Annotated in this window: 22 protein-coding genes; 11 read left to right on the top strand and 11 right to left on the bottom strand. The window is 75.0% G+C overall.

The features are described 5' to 3' along the window. Positions 1-17: 17 nt before the first annotated feature. Positions 18-2,741, bottom strand: coding sequence for an aconitate hydratase AcnA (gene acnA, locus BUE45_RS20390; RefSeq protein ID WP_073380975.1), 2,724 nt, complete (start codon positions 2,739-2,741; stop codon positions 18-20). 429 nt (positions 2,742-3,170) lie between these two features. After that, positions 3,171-4,106, bottom strand: a complete 936-nt coding sequence (locus tag BUE45_RS20385; RefSeq protein WP_073380974.1) for an LLM class F420-dependent oxidoreductase — start codon at positions 4,104-4,106, stop codon at positions 3,171-3,173. Between the two features lie 109 nt (positions 4,107-4,215). Between BUE45_RS20385 and BUE45_RS20380 the strand changes: the two genes are divergently transcribed. The 5 genes from BUE45_RS20380 to BUE45_RS31390 all read left to right on the top strand — a co-directional run bounded on the left by BUE45_RS20380 (position 4,216) and on the right by BUE45_RS31390 (position 9,222). Beyond that, positions 4,216-4,806, top strand: coding sequence for an RNA polymerase sigma factor (locus BUE45_RS20380; RefSeq protein WP_073380973.1), 591 nt, complete (start codon positions 4,216-4,218; stop codon positions 4,804-4,806). Next, positions 4,803-5,606, top strand: a complete 804-nt coding sequence (locus BUE45_RS20375) for a zf-HC2 domain-containing protein (RefSeq protein ID WP_073380972.1) — start codon at positions 4,803-4,805, stop codon at positions 5,604-5,606. The genes BUE45_RS20380 and BUE45_RS20375 overlap by 4 nt, the downstream gene beginning before the upstream one ends. Beyond that, positions 5,603-6,493 carry an ATP-binding cassette domain-containing protein gene (locus BUE45_RS20370; protein ID WP_073380971.1) on the top strand — a complete coding sequence of 297 codons (891 nt, stop codon included), beginning with the start codon at positions 5,603-5,605 and terminating at the stop codon, positions 6,491-6,493. The genes BUE45_RS20375 and BUE45_RS20370 overlap by 4 nt, the downstream gene beginning before the upstream one ends. Next, a complete protein-coding gene (locus tag BUE45_RS20365) occupies positions 6,490-8,055 on the top strand; it encodes a hypothetical protein (protein ID WP_073380970.1) in 1,566 nt (521 codons plus the stop codon). Before BUE45_RS20370 ends, BUE45_RS20365 begins: the two co-directional genes overlap by 4 nt. Before the next feature lie 132 nt (positions 8,056-8,187). Further along, positions 8,188-9,222: a hypothetical protein gene (locus tag BUE45_RS31390; RefSeq protein WP_084737551.1), complete on the top strand. Its 1,035-nt coding sequence runs from the start codon at positions 8,188-8,190 to the stop codon at positions 9,220-9,222. Positions 9,223-9,265: 43 nt separating this feature from the next. Here BUE45_RS31390 and BUE45_RS20355 read toward each other — a convergent pair whose 3' ends face one another. Continuing rightward, the gene (locus BUE45_RS20355) at positions 9,266-9,697 is read right to left on the bottom strand and encodes a protein-tyrosine phosphatase family protein (protein WP_073380969.1); all 432 of its coding nucleotides are present in this window, start codon (positions 9,695-9,697) and stop codon (positions 9,266-9,268) included. A 238-nt stretch (positions 9,698-9,935) separates the two neighbouring features. Between BUE45_RS20355 and BUE45_RS20350 the strand changes: the two genes are divergently transcribed. Beyond that, positions 9,936-10,853, top strand: a complete 918-nt coding sequence (locus BUE45_RS20350) for a DMT family transporter (RefSeq protein ID WP_073380968.1) — start codon at positions 9,936-9,938, stop codon at positions 10,851-10,853. A gap of 78 nt (positions 10,854-10,931) precedes the next feature. Here BUE45_RS20350 and BUE45_RS20345 read toward each other — a convergent pair whose 3' ends face one another. Next, positions 10,932-11,306 (bottom strand): DUF427 domain-containing protein, encoded by a 375-nt coding sequence (locus BUE45_RS20345; RefSeq protein ID WP_073380967.1) that lies wholly within the window; start codon positions 11,304-11,306, stop codon positions 10,932-10,934. Positions 11,307-11,823: 517 nt separating this feature from the next. Further along, positions 11,824-13,116 (bottom strand): class I SAM-dependent RNA methyltransferase, encoded by a 1,293-nt coding sequence (locus tag BUE45_RS20340; RefSeq protein ID WP_073380966.1) that lies wholly within the window; start codon positions 13,114-13,116, stop codon positions 11,824-11,826. A 336-nt stretch (positions 13,117-13,452) separates the two neighbouring features. Between BUE45_RS20340 and BUE45_RS20335 the strand changes: the two genes are divergently transcribed. Then, positions 13,453-14,124: a potassium channel family protein gene (locus tag BUE45_RS20335; protein WP_073380965.1), complete on the top strand. Its 672-nt coding sequence runs from the start codon at positions 13,453-13,455 to the stop codon at positions 14,122-14,124. A gap of 2 nt (positions 14,125-14,126) precedes the next feature. Next, the gene (locus tag BUE45_RS20330; RefSeq protein WP_073381075.1) at positions 14,127-14,810 is read left to right on the top strand and encodes a potassium channel family protein; all 684 of its coding nucleotides are present in this window, start codon (positions 14,127-14,129) and stop codon (positions 14,808-14,810) included. Between the two features lie 51 nt (positions 14,811-14,861). On the opposite strand, the gene BUE45_RS20325 is transcribed toward BUE45_RS20330, so the two are convergent. After that, positions 14,862-15,596 (bottom strand): DUF3159 domain-containing protein, encoded by a 735-nt coding sequence (locus BUE45_RS20325; protein ID WP_073380964.1) that lies wholly within the window; start codon positions 15,594-15,596, stop codon positions 14,862-14,864. A gap of 351 nt (positions 15,597-15,947) precedes the next feature. On the opposite strand from BUE45_RS20325, the gene BUE45_RS20320 reads away from it, so the two are divergent. Together BUE45_RS20320 and BUE45_RS20315 are read left to right on the top strand one after the other, a co-directional pair. Beyond that, positions 15,948-17,048, top strand: a complete 1,101-nt coding sequence (locus BUE45_RS20320) for a serpin family protein (RefSeq protein ID WP_073380963.1) — start codon at positions 15,948-15,950, stop codon at positions 17,046-17,048. Between the two features lie 42 nt (positions 17,049-17,090). Beyond that, positions 17,091-18,245, top strand: a complete 1,155-nt coding sequence (locus BUE45_RS20315) for a serpin family protein (RefSeq protein ID WP_073380962.1) — start codon at positions 17,091-17,093, stop codon at positions 18,243-18,245. A gap of 40 nt (positions 18,246-18,285) precedes the next feature. Here the strand turns inward: BUE45_RS20315 and BUE45_RS20310 are convergent, their stop codons facing one another. The 4 genes from BUE45_RS20310 to valS form a co-directional block, all read right to left on the bottom strand. Beyond that, positions 18,286-19,017, bottom strand: coding sequence for a PIG-L deacetylase family protein (locus BUE45_RS20310; protein ID WP_073380961.1), 732 nt, complete (start codon positions 19,015-19,017; stop codon positions 18,286-18,288). 428 nt (positions 19,018-19,445) lie between these two features. Then, a complete protein-coding gene (locus tag BUE45_RS20305; protein ID WP_073380960.1) occupies positions 19,446-20,303 on the bottom strand; it encodes a DUF3710 domain-containing protein in 858 nt (285 codons plus the stop codon). A gap of 56 nt (positions 20,304-20,359) precedes the next feature. Next, positions 20,360-20,836, bottom strand: a complete 477-nt coding sequence (dut, locus tag BUE45_RS20300) for a dUTP diphosphatase (RefSeq protein ID WP_073380959.1) — start codon at positions 20,834-20,836, stop codon at positions 20,360-20,362. Between the two features lie 212 nt (positions 20,837-21,048). Further along, the gene (gene valS, locus BUE45_RS20295; protein ID WP_073380958.1) at positions 21,049-23,637 is read right to left on the bottom strand and encodes a valine--tRNA ligase; all 2,589 of its coding nucleotides are present in this window, start codon (positions 23,635-23,637) and stop codon (positions 21,049-21,051) included. A gap of 227 nt (positions 23,638-23,864) precedes the next feature. Between valS and BUE45_RS20290 the strand changes: the two genes are divergently transcribed. Continuing rightward, positions 23,865-24,143: a DUF4235 domain-containing protein gene (locus BUE45_RS20290; protein WP_073380957.1), complete on the top strand. Its 279-nt coding sequence runs from the start codon at positions 23,865-23,867 to the stop codon at positions 24,141-24,143. 179 nt (positions 24,144-24,322) lie between these two features. Here the strand turns inward: BUE45_RS20290 and BUE45_RS20285 are convergent, their stop codons facing one another. Further along, entirely contained in the window at positions 24,323-24,619 is a 297-nt protein-coding gene (locus BUE45_RS20285) for a DUF4193 domain-containing protein (protein ID WP_073380956.1), read from the bottom strand. Positions 24,620-24,646: the final 27 nt, after the last annotated feature.

The following is a 24,646-nucleotide window of genomic DNA, read 5'->3' as shown; positions in this document are numbered from 1 at the left end:
CGGCGGGGTCCGTTCGGCTAGCCGGCGATCAGCTGGCGCAGCACGTACTGCAGGATGCCGCCGTTGCGGTAGTAGTCGGCCTCACCGGGGGTGTCGATGCGCACCACGGCGTCGAACTCGACGCCGGAGTCGGTGGTCACCTTCACCGTGGCGGGGACGCGGCCCTCGTTCAGCCCGGTCACGCCGGTGATGGAGAAGGCCTCCTCGCCGGTCAGGCCGAGGGAGTCCGCGCTCTGCCCCTCGGGGAACTGCAGGGGCAGCACGCCCATGCCGATGAGGTTGGAGCGGTGGATGCGCTCGTAGGACTCGGTGATGACCGCGCGCACGCCCAGCAGGCTGGTGCCCTTGGCCGCCCAGTCGCGGGACGAGCCGGAGCCGTACTCCTTGCCGCCCAGGACCACCAGCGGGGTGCCCTGCGCCGCGTAGTTCTGCGCGGCGTCGTAGATGAACGACACCGGGCCGTCGGCCTGGGTGAAGTCGCGGGTGTAGCCGCCCTCGGTGCCCGGCGCGATCTGGTTGCGCAGGCGGATGTTGGCGAACGTCCCGCGGATCATCACCTCGTGGTTGCCGCGGCGGGAACCGTAGGAGTTGAAGTCGCGGCGCTCCACGCCGTGGGCCTTGAGGTACTCGGCGGCCGGGGTGCCCGGCTTGATCGCGCCGGCCGGGGAGATGTGGTCGGTGGTGACCGAGTCGCCCAGCTTGGCCAGGACGCGGGCGCCGACGATGTCGGTGACCGGGGCCGGGTTCTCCGCCATGCCCTCGAAGTACGGGGGCTTGCGGACGTAGGTCGACTCGGCCTCCCACTCGAAGGTGTTGCCGGTCGGGGTCGGCAGCGAGCGCCAGCGCTCGTCGCCGGCGAAGACGTCCGCGTAGGCCGACTCGTACATGTCGGCGGCGATCGCGGAGTCCATGACCTCCTGGATCTCCTCGGCGGTCGGCCAGATGTCGGCCAGGTAGACCGGCCGTCCGTCGTCGCCGGTGCCCAGGGGCTCGGTGGTGATGTCCACGTCGAGGGACCCGGCCAGGGCGTAGGCGACCACCAGCGGCGGCGAGGCCAGGTAGTTCATCTTGACGTCCGGGTTGATCCGGCCCTCGAAGTTGCGGTTGCCGGACAGCACCGCGGTGACGGCCAGGTCGTTGTCCTGGACGGCCTTGGAGACCTCCTCCGGCAGCGGGCCGGAGTTGCCGATGCAGGTGGTGCAGCCGTAGCCGACCAGGTTGAAGCCCAGCTTGTCCAGGTACGGGGTCAGGCCGGAGCGCTCGTAGTAGTCGGTGACGACCTTGGAGCCCGGGGCCATCGAGGTCTTGACCCACGGCTTGCGGGACAGGCCCTTCTCCACCGCCTTCTTGGCCAGCAGGGCGGCGCCCAGCATGACCGAGGGGTTGGAGGTGTTGGTGCAGGAGGTGATCGCGGCGATCACCACGGCGCCGTGGTCGATCTCGGTCTCGGTGCCGTCGGCCATGGTGACCTTGACGGGCTTGTGCGGGCGCGCGCCGTTGGCGGCCTGCGCCGGGGCGTCGGAGGCCGGGAAGGACTCCTCGCCGGCCTCGTCGACGTCGTCGGAGACGTAGTCGCGCACGTCGTGGCGCCAGGTCTGCTTGGCCTCGGCCAGGACGATGCGGTCCTGCGGGCGCTTGGGGCCGGCGATCGACGGGACGACGTCGCCCAGGTCGAGCTCCAGGTACTCGGAGAACTCGGGCTCGTCGGACGGGTCGTGCCAGAAGCCGTTGGCCTTGGCGTAGGCCTCGGTCAGGGCGACCTGCTGCTCGGAGCGGCCGGTCAGGCGCATGTAGCGGATGGTCTCGTCGTCGATCGGGAAGATCGCGGCGGTGGAGCCGAACTCCGGGCTCATGTTGCCGATGGTGGCGCGGTTGGCCAGCGGCACGGAGGTGACGCCCTCGCCGTAGAACTCGACGAACTTGCCGACCACGCCGTGCCGGCGCAGCTGCTCGGTGATGGTGAGCACCAGGTCGGTGGCGGTGGTGCCGGGCTTGAGCTGGCCGGTGAGCTTGAAGCCGACCACGCGCGGGATGAGCATGGAGATCGGCTGGCCGAGCATGGCGGCCTCCGCCTCGATGCCGCCGACGCCCCAGCCCAGGATGCCCAGGCCGTTCTGCATGGTGGTGTGCGAGTCGGTGCCGACGCAGGTGTCGGGGTAGGCCTGGCCGTTGCGGCTCATGGTGACGCGGGCCAGGTGCTCGATGTTGGCCTGGTGCACGATGCCGGTGCCGGGCGGGACGACCTTGAACTCGTCGAACGCGGTCTGGCCCCAGCGCAGGAACTTGTAGCGCTCCTGGTTGCGCTCGTACTCGATCTCGACGTTGCGCTCGAAGGCGTCGGGGCTGCCGAAGAGGTCGACGATGACGGAGTGGTCGATCACCAGCTCGGCGGGGGCGAGCGGGTTGATCCTGTCCGGGTCGCCGCCCATGTCGCGGACGGCCTCGCGCATGGTGGCGAGGTCGACGACGCAGGGGACGCCGGTGAAGTCCTGCATGATCACCCGGGCCGGGGTGAACTGGATCTCCTGGCTGGGCTGGGCCTTGGCGTCCCAGCCGGCCAGGGCGCGGATGTGGTCGGCGGTGACGTTCGCACCGTCCTCGGTGCGCAGAAGGTTCTCCAGGAGGACCTTCAGGCTGTAGGGAAGCCGGTTGGAGCCCTCCACGGAGTCCAACCGGAAGATCTCGTACGACTCGTCGCCAACGCGCAACGTGTCACGGGCGCCGAAGCTGTTCGCGGACACGGTGTCTGCCTCCTGATCTCGCCACTTTGTCCCTGGCATCCTGCCCCATCGGGCGGATGCGGGACCCACTGAGGCCGCCCTAACCGGTCGCCGGGTGGCCGGAGGGCCGCGGGGGTGTCCTCCGACCGTATCCGACCTCCCGGAAGCGGCCATGGCCTGCGACGACACCACTCGCCACAGGCCGGGCGGCCCGCTGTGCGCGGACGCCCGTGATGCTCGGGGCCGGGAGACGCCGAGAGGTCGACGTCACACGCCCGGGCCCGGCCCGGGTCGGGGGGAACCCTCTTTTATCTTGATATCAAGTTATCCCACTTGTATCTCGATATCAAGTTATCGCGGCCCCGGCGGGGCCCCGCGGGCGCCCCCGCCGCCGCGTCCTCCCCGGTCCCCGGCCGTGCCCCCGCCGGGACGCGGACGGGCCGCGGAAGCCTAGTCCAGCTGCGGGACGACCTCGGAGGCCACCAGCGCCAGCTGCTCCAGGTCCGCCATGTCGAGCAGCTGGAGGTACATGCGCTCGGCGCCCAGCTCCGCGAACCGGCCGATCTTGTCGACCACCTCGGCGGGCGTCCCGGCCAGGCCGTTCAGCCGCAGCTCGTCCACCTCGCGGCCGATACGGGCGGCCCGCCGGGCGATCTCGGCCTCGTCGCGGCCCACGCACAGCACCTGCGCCGCCGAGTACACGATGGGGTCGGTGCGCCCCACCGAGGCCGCGGCCTCGCGCGTCCGGTCGAAGGCCGCGCCGGTGTCGGCCGCCGAGGAGAACGGCACGTTGTACTCGTCGGCGAACGTCGCGGCCAGACGCGGCGTGCGGCGCGGTCCGGTGCCGCCGATCAGCACCGGGGGCCGCGGCCCCTGCTCCGGCTCGGGCAGCGCGGGGCCCTCCGCCAGCCGGTAGTACTTGCCCTCGTAGCGGAACGTGCCGCCGACGGGGGTGGACCACAGGCCGGTGATGATGTCGAGCTGCTCCTCGTAGCGGTCGAACCGCTCGCGGGCCGTCGTCGGGAAGGGGATCCCGTAGACGGCGTGCTCCTCCTCGAACCAGCCCGCGCCGAACCCGAACTCCACGCGTCCGCCGCTCATGCGGTCCACCTGCGCGACCGCGATCGCCAGCGGCCCCGGGTAGCGGAACGTCGCGGCCGTCATCAGCGTGCCGAGCCGGATCCGCGAGGTCTCCCGGGCCAGGCCGGCCAGTGTTATCCAGGCGTCCGTCGGCCCGGGCAGGCCGCTGACACCGTCTCCCATGTGCAAATAGTGGTCCGAGCGGAAAAGTGCGTCGAACCCCAGCTCCTCCGTGGCCTTGGCCACGGCGAGCTGGTCCTCGTAGGTGGCCCCCTGCTGGGGCTCAAGGAAGATCCTCAGGCGCATAAACCCCATTTTCTCCCACCCGCGGGGGCGATCCCCTCCCGGCGCGCGGGTAGCGTCGAAAAGCCCGCCCCCGTGAACCGACCTCCGGACCCCGAGCGATAACACGACCGTGAAGCTGTTCCGACGCGCGCACCGGCGCGCACCCTCCTACGGCCCCGACAGCGCCGACCCGGCGCTGCTCACCGCCATCGCGGCGGGCGAGGCCGAGGCGCTGGAGATCCTCCACCGCAGGCACGCCCCCTGGCTGCGGGCACGCCTGAACTACCGCTGCTCCGACCCCGACCAGGTCGACGCCGCCCTCCAGGAGACCTTCCTGGCCGTGTGGAAGAACGCCGGTTCCTTCACCCCCCGCCCCGGCGACACCGACGCCGGGGCCTGGCTGTGGACCATCGCCATCCGCCAGCTCATCTCCCAGCTGCGCAGGCGGGCCAACCGGTGGATATCCGACATCGAGGCCGAGCCCTACGAGACCATCGGCGACGCGTCCGCCGAGGAAACCGTGCTGCTCAACATCGAGCACGGCCCCCTGGGCACCGCCCTGCACTCCCTGTCCCCGGAGCTGCGGGCCGCCATACAGGCCACCGTGCTGGACGGCCTCACCGTGCGGGAGGCCGCACGGATCCTCCAGATCCCCGAAGGCACCGTGAAGACACGGGTGATGCGCGCCAAGGCACGTTTGAGGGAGGCATTGACGTCATGAGCGGTTGGCACCTGACCCCGGCCCAGGCCCACGACTACGCGGCCCGGAGAAGCGACGAGATCACCGCGATGTCGGTGGAGGCCCACCTGATGCACTGCGCGCCCTGCCGGACCCTGATGCCCGCCGACGAGCAGTGGCTGGCCGACGGGTGGGCGTCGCTGCGCGACGTCGTCGACCGCCCCCGGCGCGGCCCGGTCGAGACCCTGCTGTCCCTCGCGGGCCTGCGCGCGGAGACCGCCAAGCTCCTCGCCGCCACCCCCCGCCTCTACCAGGCCTGGCTCGGCTCCACCGTGGTGGTCCTGGCCGCCGCCCTGGTCGCCGCGCACGTGATGCCGCGCGGCTCCCTGATGTTCGTCTTCCTGGCCCCGGTGGTGCCGCTCGTCGGCGTGGCCCTGGCCTACGGGCGCGGGGTCGACCCCGCGCACACCCTGGCCTCGGTGACGCCCATGGCCGGGCAGCGGCTGCTCTTCCTGCGCACGTGCTCGGTCCTGGTCCCCGCGCTGCTGCTGTGCACCGGGGCGGCGCTGCTGCTGCCGTACACCACCAGCGCCTGGGACGCCGTGTTCTGGCTGCTGCCCTCCCTGGCCCTGGTCGCGGGCTCGCTCCTGCTGGGCCGCTGGATCCACCTCAGCGCGGCCTCGGGGATCGTGGGCGCCCTGTGGCTCGCGGTGCTGGGACTGGTGTCCCTGTCCGGGCAGACCGTCCCCGTCGGGGTGTTCGCCCCCGCGGCCCAGCTGTGGTGGGGCGTGCTCCTGTCCGCCCTGCTCGGACTGCTGCTGCTCCGGGCGAGGACGGCATGACCGCCGTCCTCACCGGCCGCGTGCGCCTGCGCGGCGTCACCCGCAGGTACGGCACCCGGACCGCCCTGGACGGGGTGGACCTGGACCTGGGCCCGGGGGTGACCGGCCTGCTGGGCCGCAACGGCGCCGGGAAGACCACCCTGATGCGCTGCCTGGCCACCGACCTGGACGCCACCGGCGGCGAGGTGCGCCTGCTCGGGCTGGACCCCTCCCGGGCGGCCGAGCGCACCGACATCCGGCGGCGGCTGGGCTACCTGCCGCAGAACCCCGACTTCTACCCGTACTTCACGGCGTTCGCCCTGCTCGACTACATGGCCGTGCTCAAGGAGCTGGGCGGGCGCCGGGCCCGGCACGACGAGGTGCGCCGCGTGCTGCTCCAGGTCGGGCTCTACGACCGCAGGCACAGCCGGGTGCGCCGCCTGTCGGGCGGCATGCGCCAGCGCCTAGCGCTGGCCTCGGCGCTCATGGGCGACCCGGCGCTGCTGCTGCTGGACGAGCCGACGGTGGGGCTGGACCCCGAGCAGCGCATCCGGTTCCGCAACCTGGTCTCCCGGCTGGCCGTGGAGAGCACCGTGGTGCTGTCCACCCACCAGATCGAGGACGTGGCCGCGCTGTGCGGGCAGATCGTCTGCCTGGACCGGGGCCGGGTCGTGTTCGACGGCCCGCCCGGCGCCCTGCTGGCGCGCGCCCGCGGGCGGGTGTGGGAGGGCCCGGGCGACCCGGGCACCGGCCTGACCTCCTGGCGGCTGCCCGACGGGCGCCACCGGGTCCTGACCCCGGAGGCGGCGTCGGCCCCCGGAGCGGGGTTCGTCCCGGTGGAGCCCACCCTGGAGGACGCCTACCTGCTGCTCGTCGGCCTGTCCGGGGAGTCGGAGGCGGCGCGGTGAGACGCACCGCCACCTTCGCCCGGCTGACCCTGTTCAACATGCTCCGGTTGCTGCGCGGGCCGTTCCTGCTGCCCGGCACGGCGCTGTTCATGGCGTACTTCGGGTGGGCGGGGCCCTTCCCCGGGCAGTCGGTGGACACCTGGTACGCCGACCTGACCTCGGCGGGCCTGCTCATCGCCGCGATCGGGTTCGGGGCCGTCACCCCCTCCGCCGTGCGCGAGGCCCGCCACCCGGTGGTCTCCACGACCCCGCTGGGCCGGACCGGCAGGGTCCTGGCCCTGGCCCTGGCCGCGGTGCCGCTGCTCTGGGCGGTCCTGGGCGGGCTGGCGGCGTGGCTGTGGCTGACCGCCGGACCGCTGCCGCCCGCCGGTATCGTCAACCCGTACGCGCTCCCGGTGCCCTTCCTGGTGGCGGCGGCCGGGCCGTTCGGGGCGATGCTCCTGGTCCTGTGGACCCGGTCGTACCTGCCGCTGGTCATGCTCGCGCTCTGCCTGCCCCTGTACCTGGTCTACAACGGCATCCTGTTGTCGGAGCGGCTCAACAGCGCCGTGTCGCGGGCGAGCACGGCTCTCCAGCAGGCGGTCAGCCCCTTCCCCGACTTCTCGGTGTCGCTGGCCGGGGTGGGCGTGTACTCGCTGGTGTACACCTCGCTGGCGCTGGCCGCGCTCGTGGCGCTCGTCGTGGGCGCGCGGCACCGCGTGCGACGTGTCCTGATCGCCTCGGCGGTCACCGCGGCCGTACTGGCCTCGGGGGCGGTGGGGGTCGCCGTCCACGGCAACAGGACCGTGTGGCCCGACGCGGCGGGCCGGCCCAGGACGTACGGCGACGACGAGATCCACGGGGTGGACGGCCCCTGGCCCTGCCGGGAGATCGAGGGGGTGGACTACTGTCCGCTGCCCGGCTACGACTCGTGGGTGCCCTCCTGGCACGCCACCCTGTCCCCGGTCCTGGAGGAGCTGCCCGGGCGGGCGCGGGCGAACGCTCCGGTGGTGTGGCAGGACGCGTCCTGGTTCTCCCGCGCCTTCGAGGTGTCCGGACCCGCCGTCGTCGTCAGCGACTACATGGACCCGTCGCTGCAGCCCTGGCAGTCCTACCTCTACGCGACGTTCGCCCGCAAGACGCTGGGGATGTCCGCCGGGGCGCCCTCGCCCCACGGGATGGACGACTGCCGCGGCACCGGCCAGGCGCGGTCCGCCGCGGTCGTGTGGGTGGTGGACCGCGTCGTGTCCTCCCACATCCCCCACGACCGCTTCATGCGGACCGACGCCGTGGCGACCGCCATGACGGACATGGCTCCCTCCCCCGCCGACCTGGCCCTGGGCCGGGAGATCGTCGCCGTGCCCCCGGACCGGGTGCGCGCGGTCCTGGAGGAGCACTGGGAGGAGATCTCGTCCGGCCGGATGGACACCCTGGAGCTGGCCGCGCTGCTGGACGTGCGGGTGCCCGCGGACCAGACGCGGATCGCCGGCGCCCCCGAGTGGGACTCGGTGTTCTCCGACATGAACGCGGGCATGTACGAGACCTGGAACCCCTCCCTGCCGCTGTGCCCGGTGTCCCCCTGACGCCCGCGCCCGGGGGACGCCGCCCCCCGGGCCGGGGCGCGCTTTCCCCTGGCTTTGCCGGGCGAAATCTAGACTCGCGGTCATCCGTGCTTCCCCGGCCGCGCGCCGGGTCTCTCGCGAGGTGGGCATCCGTTGAGTCTTCGCCGTACCGCCGCCTGCGCGGCCGCCCTGGGGCTGGCCGCCGGGCCCGCGCCGACCGTACCCGCCCTCGCCGCGCCGGTGTTCCCGGCGACCGCCGGCGCCACCCTGGTCGGCCTGGCCGTGGCCCCCGACGCAGGGGGGACCGAGGGGCTGTGGGGCACCGTCTACGTCAGCTCCGAGGTGGGCGGCGAACGGCTCCGGGCCGACACCGCCAGCGACCCGGGCGGGCTGCTCGAACCCGTCTCCGCGGTGGGCCCGACCGAGGCGACGGTCAACACCACCGCCCGGGACGGCGGGCGGGCCGAGGCCGTCGCCGAGCTGGGCGGCCTCACCCTGGAACTGCCCGGGACCGACACTCCCGCCGTGGAGATCGGACCGCTGCGCAACTCCCTCACCTGCGACTTCTCCGGGAACCTCGACTGGGAGGCCGGGCCGGACGAGGAACGGGTCGTCACCGTGTTCGGGACCCCGCTGACCCCGTCCGGCGGCACGGCCGAGACCGAGGTCGGGCTGCCCGACGGGCGCACCGCCGAGGTCGAGGTGACCGATCACGCCCCCGGGGAGGACGACACCGGGCAGGGGCGGATGTACACCTCCGTCACCGCGACCGCCGACGGCGCCGAGCTGTTCGACCTGACGGTGGCGGCGGTGTCGGTGGAGTGCCCCTCCGACGGCGGCGGGAACGCCCCGGCCACCGCGGAACCCGGGGAGCGGGGCGGGCCGACGGACGGCCCGAGCCCGACGCGGGAGGAATCCCCCGGAGCCGGGACGCCGGCGCCCGGGGAGGAGTCGCCGCGGCCGGGGACCGAACCGCCCGCGCGGTCGGAGGAGCCCTCGCCGACCGCCGCCCCGGCCGCCGACGACGGCGGGGACGGGGGCACGGGCGGGCTGCCCGTGACCGGCGCGGCGCTGGCCGGGCTGGTCACCGCGGGCCTGGTGGCGGTCGGCGGCGGCGCGGTCGCCCTCCACCTGGCCCGGCACCGCTCCCGCGGCGGCGGTGGAAACGGCCCCGACGGCCCGGCCTGACCGGCCGGCCCGGCGCTCCGGCACCGGCCGGGGACCGCCCGCCCTACGGGGCGAAGTCCGCGACGAAGCGCTCCTGGCGCCGGGTCTCGACGGCGTGCGGGGAGTAGTGCTCGCGCACGTAGGCGACGGCCTCGGCGGCGGGCACCCCGTCCAGGACGGCGAGGCAGGACAGCGCGGTCCCGGTGCGGCCCCGGCCGCCCAGGCAGGCGAACTCCACCCGCTCCTGCCCCGCGCGCTCCAGCGCCCCGGCCAGTTCCCGGGCCATGGCCGCGGGGTCGGCCGGCAGCCGGAAGTCGGACCAGCGCACCCAGCGGGACTCCCAGGGGACCGGTGGCGGGGTCCTGCCCAGCAGGTACACGCCCAGGTCCGGCCCGGGTCCCTCCGGGACGGGCCGGGCGAGCGGGCGGCCCCGGACCAGGCGGCCCGAGGGCAGGCGCAGGACGCCCGCGGCGTCGGGGTTCCAGGCTGTGGTCATCCCGCGAGACTAGCCCGCGTGCCCCCGCCCCGGAAGAGGCCCTCCGGCCCTGCTGCACTAGGCTGCGCCGTGTGAAGAACACGCACTGGCACGTCGTGCTGCCGCCTCCGCGCGCCTGACCGGGCGCACCGCACTCCCGAGCCGGGCGAGCCCCGACCGCCGCGCGAGCGGGCGGTCGGCCGCCGTCGTGCGCCCGCACCGGACGTCCCCGACGCACGATGACGGAGAGAACACGACCGTGTCGCACGACCTTTCCCCCGCCGCGCCCGCCCTCGCCCTGCTCCGAGGCCCGCTGCCGATCCTGGCCGCGGCCGTCCTGTGGGGCACCACCGGGACCGCCGCCACCCTGGGCGCCTCCCACGCGCCCGCCGCCGCGGTGGGCGCCGCCGGGCTCGTCCTGGGCGGGTTCCTGCTGTTCCTGACCGGCCGCGGGGCCCGCGCGCTCATCGCCCGCGGCGACCGCGCCACCCGCCGGACCCTCGCCCTGGGCGCCGTGGCGGTGGCCGGGTACCCGCTGGCCTTCTACCCGGCCGTCGCCGAGGCCGGGGTGGCCGTGGCCACCGTGATCACCCTGGGCTCCGCACCGGTGTTCTCCGGGCTGCTGGCCTGGTGGACGGACCGGAGGCGGCCCGACCCGCGCTGGGCCCTCGCCACCGCCGCCGCCGTCACCGGCTGCGCGGTGCTGGTCCTGGGCTCGGAGGACGGGGGCACCGACCCGGTGCGCCCGCTGGGGGTGCTGGCCGCGCTCGCCGCGGGGTTCTCCTACTCCGCCTACGCGCTGGTCGCCGAGCGCCTCATCCGGCGCGGCCACCCGTCGTCCGCGGTGATGGGCGCCCTGTTCCTGGGCGGCGGGCTGCTCGCGCTGCCGGTGGTCGCCGCGCTGGGCGCGGGCTGGCTGGCCACCCCGGGCGGGGCCGCGGTGGCCCTGTACCTGGCGGTGTTCACCGTCTTCCTCGCCTACCGCCTGTTCGGGCAGGGCCTGCGGCACACCCCGGCCGTCGCGGCCACAACCCTCACCCTGGCCGAGCCGGCGGTCGCCGCCCTGCTGGGCGTGCTGGTCCTGCACGAGCGCCTGGGCCCGGCCTCCTGGACGGGCCTGGCGGTGCTGGTCCTGGGCCTGGCGGTGCTGCGCGCCCCCTCCCCCCGCAGCCGCTGACCCGGCGGGCGCACGTACGGCGGGGTGCCCGGCACCCCGCCGTGCGGCGCGTCGGCAGCGCCCCGCCGCCCCGGCGGGTCAGGAGGGCTCGACGGCGACCTCGACCTTGTCGGGATAGAAGGCCGCGTGGCCCGCGATCCGCGCGACCGCCGGGTAGGGGTCCTCGTAGACCCACAGGGCGTCGACCAGCTCGGCGCCGTCGACGGTGAGCGTGCGGTAGGTGGCGGTGCCCTTGTACGGGCAGTACGTGGTGGTCGGCGTGGGGCTCAGCAGAGCCGGGTCCACGTCGGACAGCGGGACGTACTGCACCGGCGGGTAGGACGCCTCCCGCAGGGTGAGCGCGGCGCCGGTGTCGGCGACGACGCGTCCGCCGACCCGCGCGACCACGCGCGCGCCGGTGGGTTCGATGGTGATGGGGTGGTCGGGTCCGGGGACCCTGCCCTGTCCGGTCATGGTGGTCCTCCCTCTCGCCGCCGAGACTACCCGCCGCCCGCCCCGCGCGCCGGGCGTTATCGGGGGCACCTATGGTCCGACCCCTGGTTCGCCCGGTACGGACGTCGGTACGCTTCCGGGCACCCCGGTCCCCCGACCCGGAAGGGCCCTTCCCCCTGCGCAGTACCACGGCGGTCCTGACCGCCCTCTCCCTGCCGGCGGCCGCGGGGCGGTGCGCCGGCCTGTGACACCGGCGGGGCGGGACCGCGCCGGTCCCGCCCCGTCCCCGGGCCCGCCCGGAACGCGTCCCGGCCTCGTCCGGGGCGCGGTAGCGGTCGGCCCGGCGTCGGGCGGTGGTGGGGCCGGCCCGGAAGCGTTCGGCGGCCCGCGGGTGAGAGGCGGGCCTCGGCGTGGGTGCTGTGGAGCATCGAGGGCCTGCCGGTCCGGTGGTGGATGTCGCGATCCACACCGGTAACCGGAGGCCCTCTTCGCCTGTGTCAGGCGGGGTGGGCGTTACCGACCTCCATCGTCAGTACGGCTAGTCGCGCGCCTCGCGGTGGCGGCGGGCCGGGTTGACCGGCTCCAGCGTCGCCAGCATCTCCACGTGGTGGGTCATCGGGAAGGCGTCGAACGCCCGGAAGTCCACCAGCCGGTACCCGACGCGGTCGAACTCTGCGAGGTCGCGGGCCAGGGTGGCCGGGTCGCACGACAGGTAGGCCACGGCCCGCGGCCGGGTTCCGGCGATCGAGCGGACCACCTCGGCGCCGGCACCGGCGCGCGGCGGGTCCAGGGCGACCACGTCGGCGCGCACGTCGGCCCACTCGCGCATCTGGGCGGCCACGTCGTGCCGCTCGATCCGCACGTGCTCCAGGTCGCGCAGGTTGTAGCGGGCGTCCCGGACGGCGTCGTTGCCGCTCTCCACCCCCATCGCGCGCCCCTCGGGGCCGACCGCCTCGGCCAGGGCCGCGGTGAACAGCCCCGACCCGCAGTACAGGTCCAGGGCGGTCTCCCCCGGCTTGGGGGCCAGCGACGCCAGGATCGCCTCGGTGAAGACCCGGGCGGCGGCCGGGTGGACCTGCCAGAACCCGCCCGCGCCCACCCGGAACTCGCGCTCGCCGACGATCTCGCGCACCCCGCGCCGGCCCCGCACCTGCTGGACGCGGCCGCCCTTGAAGCGGCGCAGCACGGCGCTGGAGGCCTTCAGCTCGGGCAGGGTGCCCAGCTTGGCCCCGGTGGGGGTGACCACGACGGCCCGGTCGGCGCGCTCGGCGGCGGCCACCGCCTCGACCTCGCGCACCCCCGGCCAGGGGAGCTCGGTGACGCCCAGCTCGGTGACGCCCGGGTGGGCGATGAGGCAGCGGTCCACCGGCTCGATGTCGTGGGAGCGGTGGCGGCGCAGGCCCGGCGTGCCGTCCGCGTCCACCGCGAAGCGCACCCGGGTGCGCCAGCCGAGGCCGCCGGGGGTCCCGGGCAGCTCCTCGACGACGACCTCGCGCTCGATCCCGGCGATCCGGCGCAGCTGGTCGGCGACCACCTTCGCCTTGAGCCGCCGCTGGGCCTCGGGGGCCGCGTGCTGCCAGTCGCAGCCGCCGCAGGCGCCCGGCCCCGCGAAGCGGCACGGGGCCTCGACGCGGTCGGGGGAGGCGGTGAGGACCTCGACGGCGTCGGCGCGCAGCAGGTTGCTGGTGCTCTCGGTGACCCGCACCCGCACCCGCTCGCCGGGCAGGGCGTGGCGGACGAACACCACCTGCCCGTTGTGGCGCCCCACGCACCACCCGCCGTGGGCGACGTCGTCGACGGTCAGCTCGAATTCGGTACCGGCACGGGTCATGGCGGAGTTCCTCCGGGGATCGCGGATGTGGTGCGGCGGCGTCCACGGGGCGTCGCCCGTCGCGGGAGGGGTCCTCGGCTGGGCGCTGCGGGGCGCCCCGGGGTGCGCGTCGGCGCACGTCCCGCGGGTGACCTGCACGCACGGTCACCGACCGTCCCAATCTACCGTCCTTCGGACCCGGGTCCGGTCACACTCGGCGAGTGCGGCCCCGGGCCGCCCTGCCGGTGTCGGCCCGCGCGCACGGGAGCGGGGGGCGATGTGCCAAGGTGTCACTGAGAGGGCACGGGGTGACGCCCCGCGCCCGGGAGGCGCTGTTTCGACGGGAGTGCGGGCGAGGTGCACATCGTGATCATGGGGTGCGGCCGCGTGGGGTCCACGCTGGCGCACACACTGGTGGACCTGGGACACACGGTGGCGGTGATCGACCAGGACCCCGAGGCGTTCCGGAGGCTGCGGGGGGACACCGCCAAACACGCGGTCCGCGGGATCGGCCACGACCGGGAGGTGCTGCTGGCCGCCGGGATCGACCGGGCGCGGGCGTTCGCCGCGGTGAGCAACGGGGACAACTCCAACATCATCGCGGCCCGGGTGGCGCGGGAGACGTTCGGGGTCGAGCACGTGGTGGCGCGGATCTACGACCCGCGCCGCGCGGAGGTGTACCAGCGGCTGGGCATCCCGACGGTGGCGACGGTGCGGTGGACCGCGGACGCGATCCTGCGCCGGCTGGTGCCGGGGGACGACCGCCCGACCGCGGGCCCCGAGTGGCAGGACGCCTCGGGGACGCTGGCGATGACGGAGCTGCCGCTGCCCGCGGGGTGGTCGGGGCGGACCGTCGCCGGGGTGGAGGAGGGCGCGCCCCTGCGGGTGGTGTACCTGACCCGCGGCGGGCGGATCGTCCTGGCCCGCGCGGACGTGGTCCTGGAGGAGGGCGACGTGCTGCACGCGGTGGCCGACAGCCGCGACCTGGACGGCCTGTCCGGTCGCCTGCACGGGGACGGGGGGGTGTAGTGGTGCGCGTCGCCATCGCGGGTGCCGGGAGCGTGGGCCGCTCCATAGCCACGGAGCTGGCCGGGAACGGGCACGACGTCCTGCTCATCGACCGGGACACCCGGGCGATCGGGGTGGACGACCTGCCGGAGGTGGAGTGGCTGCTGGCCGACGCCTGCGAGCTGTCCACCCTGGAGGACGCCCGGCTGGGCGACTTCGACGTCGTGGTCGCGGCCAGCAGCGACGACAAGGTGAACCTGGTCGTGTCCCTGCTGGCCAAGACGGAGTTCTCCGTGGGCCGGGTGATCGCCCGGATCAACGACCCCGCCAACGAGTGGCTGTTCAACGACTCGTGGGGGGTGGACCTGGCGGTCTCCCCGCCGCGGCTGATCGCGGACCTGGTGGAGGACGGCCCGGAGGAGGAGGCCCCCGACGAGGACGCCCTGCCGCCGCTGCCGGGCGCGGAGATCGCCGAGTCGGTCCTGCACGCGGGCAGCGCGTTCGCGGGGCGGCCCGAGAGCGAGCTGTCCGCCGCGCTCCCGGAGGGGGCCGCCCTGGTGGCGGTGGTGGGCCCGGGCGGGGTGCGCCCGCCCGAGCCGGACCGGCTGCTGTCGGTGGGCGACACCGTGGTGTTCCTGGCGGAGCCGGAGTCGCTGGGCCCGCTGGAGGAGGTCCTGGGACCGGTCGGCGAGGGGTCCGGGGCATGAGCGGGGGGCGCGCCCGGACGGGCGCGCCCCCGTCGGATCCGGGGACCGGGCTCAGTCCCGGTCGGCCGGCCGCTCCGCGAGCGGGGTGCGGCCGCGGGCCAGCACCCACACCATCGCGGCGAACGCGGCGACCTGGAGCGGCCAGCCCATGGCGACCTTGGACAGGCCCAGCGCGGCGAAGGTGTCGGCCTCTCCGTAGGTGGCGGCGGCCCACAGGGGGTACTGCACGGCCACGCGGATGACGCAGGGCAGCACCAGCAGCCAGGTGAGCTTGGAGGCCAGCGAGACCACGGCGGGGTTCTCCCGCCAGGAGGTGAAGTCCTCCCGGTGCCCGATGAACGGGCCGATCATCAGGCCGATCGCGGGCCAGCGCACCAGTACCGAGAGGCCGAGCACCACCGCGTAGACGGCGTTGTAGATGATGCCGGGCAGGAAGGCGTCGGCGGCGTTGCCGCTGCGCATCGCGAAGACCGCGGCGATGCCGATGCCGAAGAGGCTGGTGACGACGTACTGCACCGAGGAGCGCTGGACCAGCCGGAGCACGCCCAGCAGCACGGCTGCGACCACGCCCAGGACGATGGACAGGCGCAGGTCGGAGGCGATGATGTAGGAGACGGTGAAGGTCAGCGTGGGGACGGCCGCCTCGACCATGCCCCGCTTCCCGCCCAGGGCCTTGGCGAGCTGGGAGCGGACGAGCGCCTCGACGGTCTCCTCGGTCACCTCCGGGCGCCCGGTCTCCCCGGGCTCCGGGCCGGGCCCCTCCTCGGCGCGCTGCTGCTCAGTCATCTGCTCCCGGTCCGCTCCGCGTTCGTCGGTGCCGCCCCCCGGGCGGGGGGCGCACGGTCATGATGCCCCACCCTACGCGACCGGGGTCCGCCCTCCCGGCCGCGGCCGGGACGCTATCGGGCGGTTCGCCCGGGTGCGCGGCGGATGGTCCGTGCGGGATCTCACCGACTTCTCACCGGCGGCACCGGGGCACCGCGGACCCGGGCGGCGCCCGCCGCGCGTCCGGGACCGCGACGCCCCGCCCCGCGGGAATCGCGTGCCGCGGACCCCCGGGACCGGCGGGGCGACCCTGGCCCGCGTCGTCGCCACTCCGTACTCTGGCCCCGGAGAACCACCGATCCGAGGAGCCCGATGTCGACCATCCCCCTCCCCCGGAGGGACCACCTGGAGTTCACCACGGCGCTGGACCGCGAGCTGATCCACCCCGGGGTCTCCCACGTGTGGTCCCCCCACTCCGTCGGCACCGTCCTGGCCCTGCTGGCCTCGGGGGCGTCCCACCGGACGCTGGCCCAGATCGTCTCCCTGATCGGCCGCGACTTCGCCGGCCAGTTACTCGACCTGGACCTGTCGGCCGCCCCCGAGCCCGGACTGGACCTGGCCGTGCTCAACGGCCTGTACGTGCCCTCGGACCTGCCGCTGCGCCGGACGTTCGTGGAGCACGTGCGCTCCCGGGGCGGCTCGGAGATCGCCAACGTCGACTTCCGCGGCGACGCCGAGGGGGTGCGCGGGTACATCAACGGCCGGGTCGCCGAGACCACCCGCGGGCTCATCGGCCAGCTGCTGCCCCCGGGGCTGCCGCCGCCCGACGTCCGCCTGCTGCTGGTCAACGCCCTGTGGGTCCGGATGGCCTGGCAGGAGCCCTTCAAGCCCTCCCAGACCCGCCCGCTGCCGTTCCGGGCGCCGGGCGGCCCCAGGCCGGTGCCCACCATGCACCGCACCGCGCGGCTGCCGCTGGCCCGCGCGCACGGGTGGGGCCTGGTGACCCTCGCCGGGGGGCAGGGCCTGTACCTGGACGTCCTGCTCCCGGACACCGCCGCCCCCACCCCGCCGCCGCTGTCCCCGGAACTGGTCGGCGCGCTGTACCGGGCGCGGTCCGCGACGATGACGAGGCTGGCCCTGCCCCGGTTCGCGGTGCGCACCAGCGTGTCCCTGCTGGGGCCGCTGTCCCGGCTGGGCCTGAAGGACATGGTCACCGCCGGGGCCCGGTTCGACGCCATCAGCCCGCAGCCGCTGGCGGTGAGCGAGATCCTGCACCAGGCGGTGCTGCGCGTGGACGAGAAGGGCGCCGAGGGGGCCGCCGCCACCGGCGTGCTGATGCTGCGCGCGGGCCTGCCCTCCCGGGCGGTGGAGTTCACCGTGGACCGGCCCTTCGTCTTCGCCCTGCGCCGCGGCGCCTCGATCCTCTTCATGGGGCGGGTGACCGACCCGGTCGACCCCGGCCCCGCCGCCTGACACCGTCCCCCGCGTCCCGCCCCTCCCTACGGAAGGCCCGCCATGGCACCGGCACTCGACCCCGACCACGCCCGCTTCGCCCTGTCCCTGGAGGGGTCCCTGGCCGAGCCGGAGACCTCGCACGTGTGGTCGCCGCACTCGGCGGCGACGGCGCTGTCCCTGCTCGCCCCCGGCGCCTCGGGAGAGGTTCTCTCGGCGCTGACCCGCCTGCTGGCGGCGACCGGCGGCTCCCTGGAACCGCACACGTCCGCGCTGGACGCGGCGGTGGCGCCCGACGCGGACGCGGACGGGGGCGGCCCGCCCGGCGGCGCGGACGCCCCGCCGCTGGAGCTGGCGTCGGTCAACGACCTGTACGTGCGCGCCGACCGCGGGGTCCTGCCCGGGTTCGCCGAGGCGCTGGCCGGGCGCCCGTCCTCCGCCGTGCGCCCGGCTGACTTCGCCGCCGACCCGGAGAAGGTGCGCCGGGAGGTCAACGCCTCCGTCTCGGAGGTCACCCGGGGGATGATCCCCGACCTGCTCTCACCCGGCACCGTCACCTCCGACACGGAGTCGATCCTGCTCAACGCCCTGTGGGTGCGGCTGGCGTGGACCTCGCCGTTCGACCCGGCGCTCACCCGGGACCGGGTGTTCCACGCCCCCGGCGGCGACCGCGCGGTGCCCACCATGCGCCGGACCGGGCGGGTCCCGGTGGCCGAGGCGGACGGGCTGCGCATGCTCACCCTGGCCGGGCACCACGGCCTGCACCTGGACGTCATCATGTCCGCGGGGGGCGGGACCGAGCCGCCGGTGCCGACCGAGGAGCGGTACCGGGCGCTGCTGGGCTCGCTGCGCACGGAGCTGGTGGACGTCGCACTGCCACGCTTTCGCGTGGAGAGCGGGTTCGAGCTGCTGCCGCTGCTGCCGGAGTTCGCCGCCGCCGCGGGCGGCCCCACCGACGGATTGACGGGGATCACCGGCGTGCCGCTGCGGGTGGACGCGATCATCCACCGGGCGGTGCTGAGCGTCGACGAGGTCGGTGCGGAGGGGGCGGCGGCGACCGCCGTGATGATGCTGCTGGCGGGGGCGGTACCGCAGCGGCCCCGGGAGTTCCACGTGGACCGGCCGTTCGCGTTCGTCCTGCGCCGCGGCCCGGCGGCCCTGTTCCTGGGCCGGGTCACCGACCCGCAGGACCCCGGGCCCGCCGGGAGCGCGCGGTGAGCGCCGGCGGCCCGCGCCCGTGCGGCGCGGGCCGCCCCCGTCAGACCTGGAACACCTCGAACCCGGTGGCCAGCGGGACGCCCGCCCACTCCCCCGCCGCGGCGGCGGCCCGCGGCAGGAACGACTTCTGGTCGAACCCGTCCAGGCCGGCGAGGTAGACCTCGTGGGCTTCCAGGGACGCCACCCCCGCCGCCAGGTCGTCCCCGCTCAGCTCCACGTAGTGGCCGGCCAGCGGCGAGGCGCCGAACGCGACGAAGCGCACCCCGGACCAGGGCTCCCGTCCCTCGGCGAGCTGCTCGGTGAAGACCCACCGGTTGGCCGCGTCGCGGACCGCGTCCAGCAGCGCGGGGCCCAGCGCCCGGTGGTCGGCGTGGTTGAACCCGCTCCCCCCGGCGAAGTGCTCGCGGAAGTTGATGGAGACGACCACCTCGGGGCGGTGCCTGCGGATCGCCTCGGCCAGGGCGCGGCGCAGCGGCAGACCGTACTCCAGCGTGCCGTCGGGGAAGTCGAGGAACTCCACCCCCGCGGCGCCCACCGCCGCCGCGGAGGCCCGCTGCTCGGCCATGCGCAGCGGGGCGCACTCCCCGGGTCCGAGGGAGTCGATACCGGCCTCGCCCCGGGTGACGAGCAGCTCGGTCACCTCCTTGCCCTGGCCGGTCCAGCGTGCGATCGCCGAGGAGGCGCCGAACTCCAGGTCGTCGGGATGGGCGACCACGGCCAGGGCCCGGGTCCAGTCCTCCGGCAGGGGCGCGGGTGCGCTGTCGTTCGTCATGGGACCCACCCTAGGGAAGGACGGCGGAACCCGGTGTTCCCGCGCGCGGACACCGGGGAACACGGCTCCGGGCGGGACCGGTGCAGGAGCGGTCGCGGGCGTCCCGGGACGCGGCCCGCGAAACCCCGCCGACCCGCGGCCCTCCGGTGGACGGCCCTCCCGGCGCACCCGGCGGCGGACCGGTCGAGGGCACACCGACCACGCGAAGGAAAGCACCGCTCCGGCGGGCGGCCCTCCCCGTGCCCCGGGGGCGGGAACCGGGTCGGCGGGGCCACGGCGGCCGGGCGGGGGCACCCCCGCCCGCCACCGCCCGCAGCGGGCGCACCGCGGCCGCGGTCCCTCCCGGCGCCCCGGCGCCGCCGGGGCGGACCGGCCCCGTCGGCGCCGGTCCGCCCCCACGGCGCGGGAGGGCGCCCGCACGACGGGGCTCAGGACTCCGGGGAGCCCGGGGAGCCGTTGGGCGAGGTGCCGGGGGGGCGGGGCGGGGCACCGTTGGGCGAGGCCCCGGGCACGCCCTGCTGGGCGGCCATCCGGGCCTGGGCGGCGCGGGCCTGGGCGGCCTTGGCCAGCTGCTCCTGGACCTGCTTGGGCACGACGATCGGCAGCAGCTCCCCGGGCGGGACGGGCTGGTCGCCGCGGACCACGACGACGTCGGCGAACAGCTTCTCCACCTCGGCCATCACCTCCGGCTTCGAGGCGCCCTCGCCGCGGATGACCCCGCGCAGCACCCACCGGGGGCCGTCCACGCCGATGAACCGGACCCGCTGGGCGAGCTGGCGGCCGTCCTCGGTGGTCCGTCCGGGCACCGGTACCAGGGCCTTGAGCTCGGGCCCGAAGGTCCCGTCGTGGTCCTCGACCTTGCCGCCCTGCTTCTCGACCTGCTCGCGCAGCTCCTGGCGCATCTCGTCCCACAGGCCCGAGGTCTTGGGCGCGGCGAAGGGCTGCACCTGGACGGCGCTCTTGCCCCGGACCAGGGTCACGCCGAGGGCCTTCTGCTTGCCCTGGGCGTCCTGGGCCACGTTGACCTGGATCTCGGTGCCCTGCTCCTGGGGGACCCGGATGCCGCCCAGGTCCATGCGCTTCATCTCGGGTGCGTCCTCGGCGGCGTCCCAGGGGCCGCCGGTCCGGTACCGGTCGGCCTCCTTGTCGAGGTCGGCACCGGGGCCCGCGTCGGCCCCGGGGTGCACCTCGTTGCCGAAGGAGACGGCACCGGCCGCGCCCTCCCGGGGAGCCTCGGCTCTGCCGGCCCCGTCTTCTTTACGCTTCTTGCGGCGGCGTCCAAACACGCCCTCACCTCTTCGCTCTCCGTTGGTCCCGGGATCGCACCGGGTCGGGGACGTGGTCACCGCTGCGCGGCGTGGCCCCCGGTCGAACCGAAACCGCCCGCTCCGCGCACCGACCCGGGCAGGGTGTCCGCCTCGACGAACACCGCCCGCTCCACGCGCTGGATCACCAGTTGCGCGATCCGGTCGCCCCGGCTGAGCTTCACGGGGTCCGCGGAGTCGGTGTTGAGCAGCGTCACCTTGATCTCGCCCCGGTACCCGGCGTCCACCGTGCCCGGGGCGTTGACGACCGTCAGCCCGCAGCGCGCCGCGAGCCCCGACCGGGGGTGCACGAAGGCCGCGTACCCGTCCGGCAGGGCGATCGACAGCCCGGTGGGAACGGTCGACCGCTCTCCGGGTGCGAGGACGACGTCGACGGCGGTGTACAGGTCCGCTCCCGCGTCTCCGGGATGCGCGTACTCGGGCAGGGGGAGACCGGGGTCCAGGCGGTGGACCGTGATCGGGATCCGGCCGCCTTCCGGGGATGCGCTACTCACATTCGCCGAGCCTATCGCCCCCGGCACGCTGACTCGGCTTCCGACCGGCCCCCGGCGCCGCCGGGCCGCGGAGCCCGGCTCCCCGCGGGCCCCCGGCCTGCGGCCCGGACGCCCGCGGGCCCCGCACGGCGCGGGGGCAGCAGGCCGCCCCGGCGGTCCCGGACACGCCGCGGCCGGGTCGGTGCTCCGACCCGGCCGCGGCGTGCACCCGGCTACCGGTCGCCGGCCTCCCCGGCGGTCTCCGGGAGGACGACCTCGACGGTGAGCTCGGCGTCGTCCGCGGCCTGGAAGTCGATCCCCGCGGCCCGGCCGGCGGCGGCGATGTCGGCGGCGGCGGCCCGGGCGGCCTCCACCCGCTTGCCGGTGACCCGGACCCGCTCGACCTCGGCCCGCATGGACAGCTTGGCCTCCGACTTGGCCTTGCGGACCGCCCGCAGCACCTCGGCGGTGGCGGTCAGGACGACGGGGTCGCCGTCGGCCGCGGCGGCCCGGTAGCCGGCGGCGTCCGGCCAGGACTGGGCGTGCAGGGAGCCCTCCTGCCACCAGCTCCAGACCTCTTCGGCCACGAACGGGACGAAGGGGGCGAAGAGCTTGTGCAGGGCACCCAGGGCGATGAGCAGCGCGGCGCGCGCGGACGCGCCCTCGGCCGACCCGGTGTCGTAGGCGCGGGCCTTGACCAGCTCCAGGTAGTCGTCGCAGAAGTCCCAGAAGAACCGCTCGGTGCGCTCCAGGGCCCGGGTGTGGTCGTAGGCGGTGAACGCCGCGGTGGCGTCCTCCACGACCTCGGCCAGGGTGGCGAGCATCGCGCGGTCCAGCGGCTCGGTGACGCGCGCCGGGTCGGCGGATGCGTCCTCGCCCGCGACCGACATCACGAACTTGCTGGCGTTGAGGATCTTGATGGCCAGCCTGCGGCCGACCTTCATCTGCCCCTCGTCCATGGCGGTGTCGGTGCCCAGGCGGCCGCTGGCCGCCCAGTACCGGACCGCGTCGGAGCTGTACTTCTCCAGCAGCGCCAGCGGGGTGACGACGTTGCCCTTGGACTTGGACATCTTCTTGCGGTCCGGGTCCAGGATCCAGCCGGAGATGCCGGTGGTGTGCCAGGGCAGCGTGCCGTTCTCGAAGTCGGCGCGCACGACCGTGGAGAACAGCCAGGTGCGGATGATGTCCTGGCCCTGGGGGCGGAAGTCCATCGGGAAGACGCGGCGGAAGAGGTCCTCGTCGCGCTCCCAGCCGGAGGCGATCTGCGGGGACAGCGAGGAGGTGGCCCAGGTGTCCATGACGTCGGGGTCGCCGGTGAAGCCGCCCGGGACGCCGCGCCGGTCCTCGGTGTAGCCCTCGGGCGCCTCGGAGCTGGGGTCGACGGGCAGCCGGTCCTCGGCGGGCAGCAGCGGCTCGTCGTAGCGCGGGTTGCCGTCGGCGTCGAGCGGATACCAGACGGGGAAGGGGACGCCGAAGAAGCGCTGGCGGCTGATGAGCCAGTCGCCGTTGAGCCCCTCCACCCAGTTCTCGTAGCGGGACCGCATGTGCTCGGGGTGCCAGGTGAGCTCGCGTCCGCGCCCGACGAGGCGGCGGCGCAGGTCCTCGTCGCGCCCGCCGTTGCGGATGTACCACTGGCGGGTGGTGACGATTTCGAGGGGCTTGTCGCCCTTCTCGTAGAACTTGACCGGGTGGGTGATGGGCTTGGGGTCGCCGACCAGGTCGCCGCTCTCGCGCAGCATCTCGACGACGCGCTCGCGGGCGGTGTGGACGGTGGCGCCGACCAGGCGGTCGTAGGCCTCGCGGGCGGCGCCGGACTCCAGGCCGGCGGGCGGGTCGGCGATGACGCGCCCGTCCCAGCCGATGATGGGGCGGGTCCGCAGCTGCAGCTCGCGCCACCAGGTGACGTCGGTGGTGTCGCCGAAGGTGCAGATCATGGCGATGCCGGACCCCTTCTCGGGGTCGGCGAGCCGGTGCGCCTCGACGGGGACCTCGACACCGAAGACCGGCGTGGTGACGGTGGTCCCGAACAGGTCCCGGTACCGCTCGTCGTCGGGGTGGGCGACCAGGGCCACGCAGGCGGGCAGCAGCTCGGGGCGCGTGGTCTCGATGTGGACCGGGGAGCCGTCGGGCCGGTGGAACGCGACCTTGTGGTAGGCGCTGGGCCGCTCCCGGTCCTCCAGCTCGGCCTGGGCGACCGCGGTGCGGAAGGTGACGTCCCACAGGGTGGGCGCCTCGGCCATGTAGGCCTCGCCGCGGGCCAGGTTGCGCAGGAAGGCGCGCTGGGCGGCGGCGCGGGAGTCGGCGTCGATGGTGGCGTAGGTGTGCCGCCAGTCGACGCTGAGCCCGAGGCGGCGCCAGATCGACTCGAAGACCTTCTCGTCCTCGGCCGTCAGCCTGTCGCACAGCTCGATGAAGTTGCGGCGGGAGACGGGGACCTGCCGCTTGGGGTCGGGCTTGGCCGGGGGCTCGAAGTCCGCGTCGTAGGGGACCGACGGGTCGCAGCGGACACCGTAGTAGTTCTGGACCCGGCGCTCGGTGGGCAGGCCGTTGTCGTCCCAGCCCATCGGGTAGAAGACGGACTTGCCGTTCATGCGCTGGAACCGCGCGACGGTGTCGGTGTGCGTGTACGAGAAGACGTGGCCGATGTGCAGCGAGCCCGAGACGGTGGGCGGCGGGGTGTCGATGGAGTAGACGTCCGCGCGCTCGGCCGTGCGGTCGAAGTGGTAGACGCCGGACTCGTCCCATACATCGACCCACTTCGCCTCGATACCGTCCAGCGAGGGCTTGTCGGGCATGCGGAAGGAAGGAGAGCCGTTGGTCATGGGGCAATGGTAGTGCGCTCCGGAGCGTGATCGCTCCTGGTTTCGCGGCACGGTACGCCCTGGCCCGCCACGTCCGCGACACCCCCCCGGGGGGGGGTGCGCCCGCGGGGCCGGGGCGCTGCCCGGACACGGGGGCGTGCGCGTGAAAGGATCGTTCCGGTAGACCATGGGGGGACGGGCGGCCCCGCCCGTGCCCGTGCACTCGACAAGAACGGTGAACGATTCACATGGCTAAGAAGGACGGCGGTGAGGTCGGACCGGTCCTGATGGGCTTCGTGGCCGGGTTCGCGGCCGAGTTCGTCATGCGCAAGGCGCTGACCTTCGCGTGGACCCGTGCGACCGGCGAGGAGCCGCCCACGGACCTGGAGTCCCCCGACGTGAGCCTGGGCCGCGCCCTGGGCTGGGCCGTCGTCGCCGGTGTCGGCGTCGAGGTGGCCCGGGTCCTGGCGGTGCGCGCCGCGCGCCAGGGCCTCATCCGGACCGCGCCCGAGGTGCTGGAGTCCTGACCCCGCCGGGTCCCACCCGCCGGAAACGACGACGGTGGGCGGTCCACCGCACCTGATGTTCCGTGCGGTCGGCCGTCCACCGTCGTCGGTGTTCGTAACCCCCGTTGTGCGCGCGTCCCGTCAGGCGGTGGCGCGCCGGGCGCCCCTGGACGGGACGGTGCCTCGACCGTCCCGGCCGGTCAGGCGCATTCCTTGCAGACCAGCTGCCCGGCCCGCTGCTGGGCGAGCTGGCTGCGGTGGTGCACCAGGAAGCAGCGCGAGCAGGTGAACTCGTCGGCCTGACGCGGCAGCACCCGGACGGCGAGCTCCTCGCCCGACAGGTCGGCACCGGGCAGTTCCATGCCCTCGGCGACCTCGTCGGGGTCGATGTCGATCGTGCCGGTGCCCTTGTCCACGCGCCGAGCCTGGAGCTCCTGAAGGCTGTCCTCGTTGATGTCCTCGTCAGTCTTGCGCGGGCTGTCGTAGTCGGTGGCCATCTCTGCTAACTCCATCCCCCTCGTTCA

The organism is Nocardiopsis flavescens (assembly GCF_900141985.1).
Classification (GTDB): Bacteria; Actinomycetota; Actinomycetes; order Streptosporangiales; family Streptosporangiaceae; genus Nocardiopsis; species Nocardiopsis flavescens.
The sequence above is the reverse complement of the archived record's forward strand: the minus strand, read 5'-3'. Positions and strand labels throughout refer to the sequence as shown.

Excerpts from the sequence above, each read along its gene's own strand:
- BUE45_RS20375 (WP_073380972.1), top strand. The coding sequence starts at position 4,803 with ATGAGCGGTTGGCACCTGACCCCGGCCCAGGCCCACGACTACGCGGCC.
- BUE45_RS20385 (WP_073380974.1), bottom strand. The coding sequence starts at position 4,106 with ATGCGCCTGAGGATCTTCCTTGAGCCCCAGCAGGGGGCCACCTACGAG.
- BUE45_RS20315 (WP_073380962.1), top strand. The coding sequence starts at position 17,091 with ATGGCACCGGCACTCGACCCCGACCACGCCCGCTTCGCCCTGTCCCTG.
- BUE45_RS20325 (WP_073380964.1), bottom strand. The coding sequence starts at position 15,596 with ATGACTGAGCAGCAGCGCGCCGAGGAGGGGCCCGGCCCGGAGCCCGGG.
- BUE45_RS20310 (WP_073380961.1), bottom strand. The coding sequence starts at position 19,017 with ATGACGAACGACAGCGCACCCGCGCCCCTGCCGGAGGACTGGACCCGG.
- BUE45_RS20370 (WP_073380971.1), top strand. The coding sequence starts at position 5,603 with ATGACCGCCGTCCTCACCGGCCGCGTGCGCCTGCGCGGCGTCACCCGC.
- BUE45_RS20320 (WP_073380963.1), top strand. The coding sequence starts at position 15,948 with ATGTCGACCATCCCCCTCCCCCGGAGGGACCACCTGGAGTTCACCACG.
- BUE45_RS20345 (WP_073380967.1), bottom strand. The coding sequence starts at position 11,306 with ATGACCGGACAGGGCAGGGTCCCCGGACCCGACCACCCCATCACCATC.
- BUE45_RS20290 (WP_073380957.1), top strand. The coding sequence starts at position 23,865 with ATGGCTAAGAAGGACGGCGGTGAGGTCGGACCGGTCCTGATGGGCTTC.
- valS (WP_073380958.1), bottom strand. The coding sequence starts at position 23,637 with ATGACCAACGGCTCTCCTTCCTTCCGCATGCCCGACAAGCCCTCGCTG.
- BUE45_RS20340 (WP_073380966.1), bottom strand. The coding sequence starts at position 13,116 with ATGACCCGTGCCGGTACCGAATTCGAGCTGACCGTCGACGACGTCGCC.
- BUE45_RS20355 (WP_073380969.1), bottom strand. The coding sequence starts at position 9,697 with ATGACCACAGCCTGGAACCCCGACGCCGCGGGCGTCCTGCGCCTGCCC.
- BUE45_RS20285 (WP_073380956.1), bottom strand. The coding sequence starts at position 24,619 with ATGGCCACCGACTACGACAGCCCGCGCAAGACTGACGAGGACATCAAC.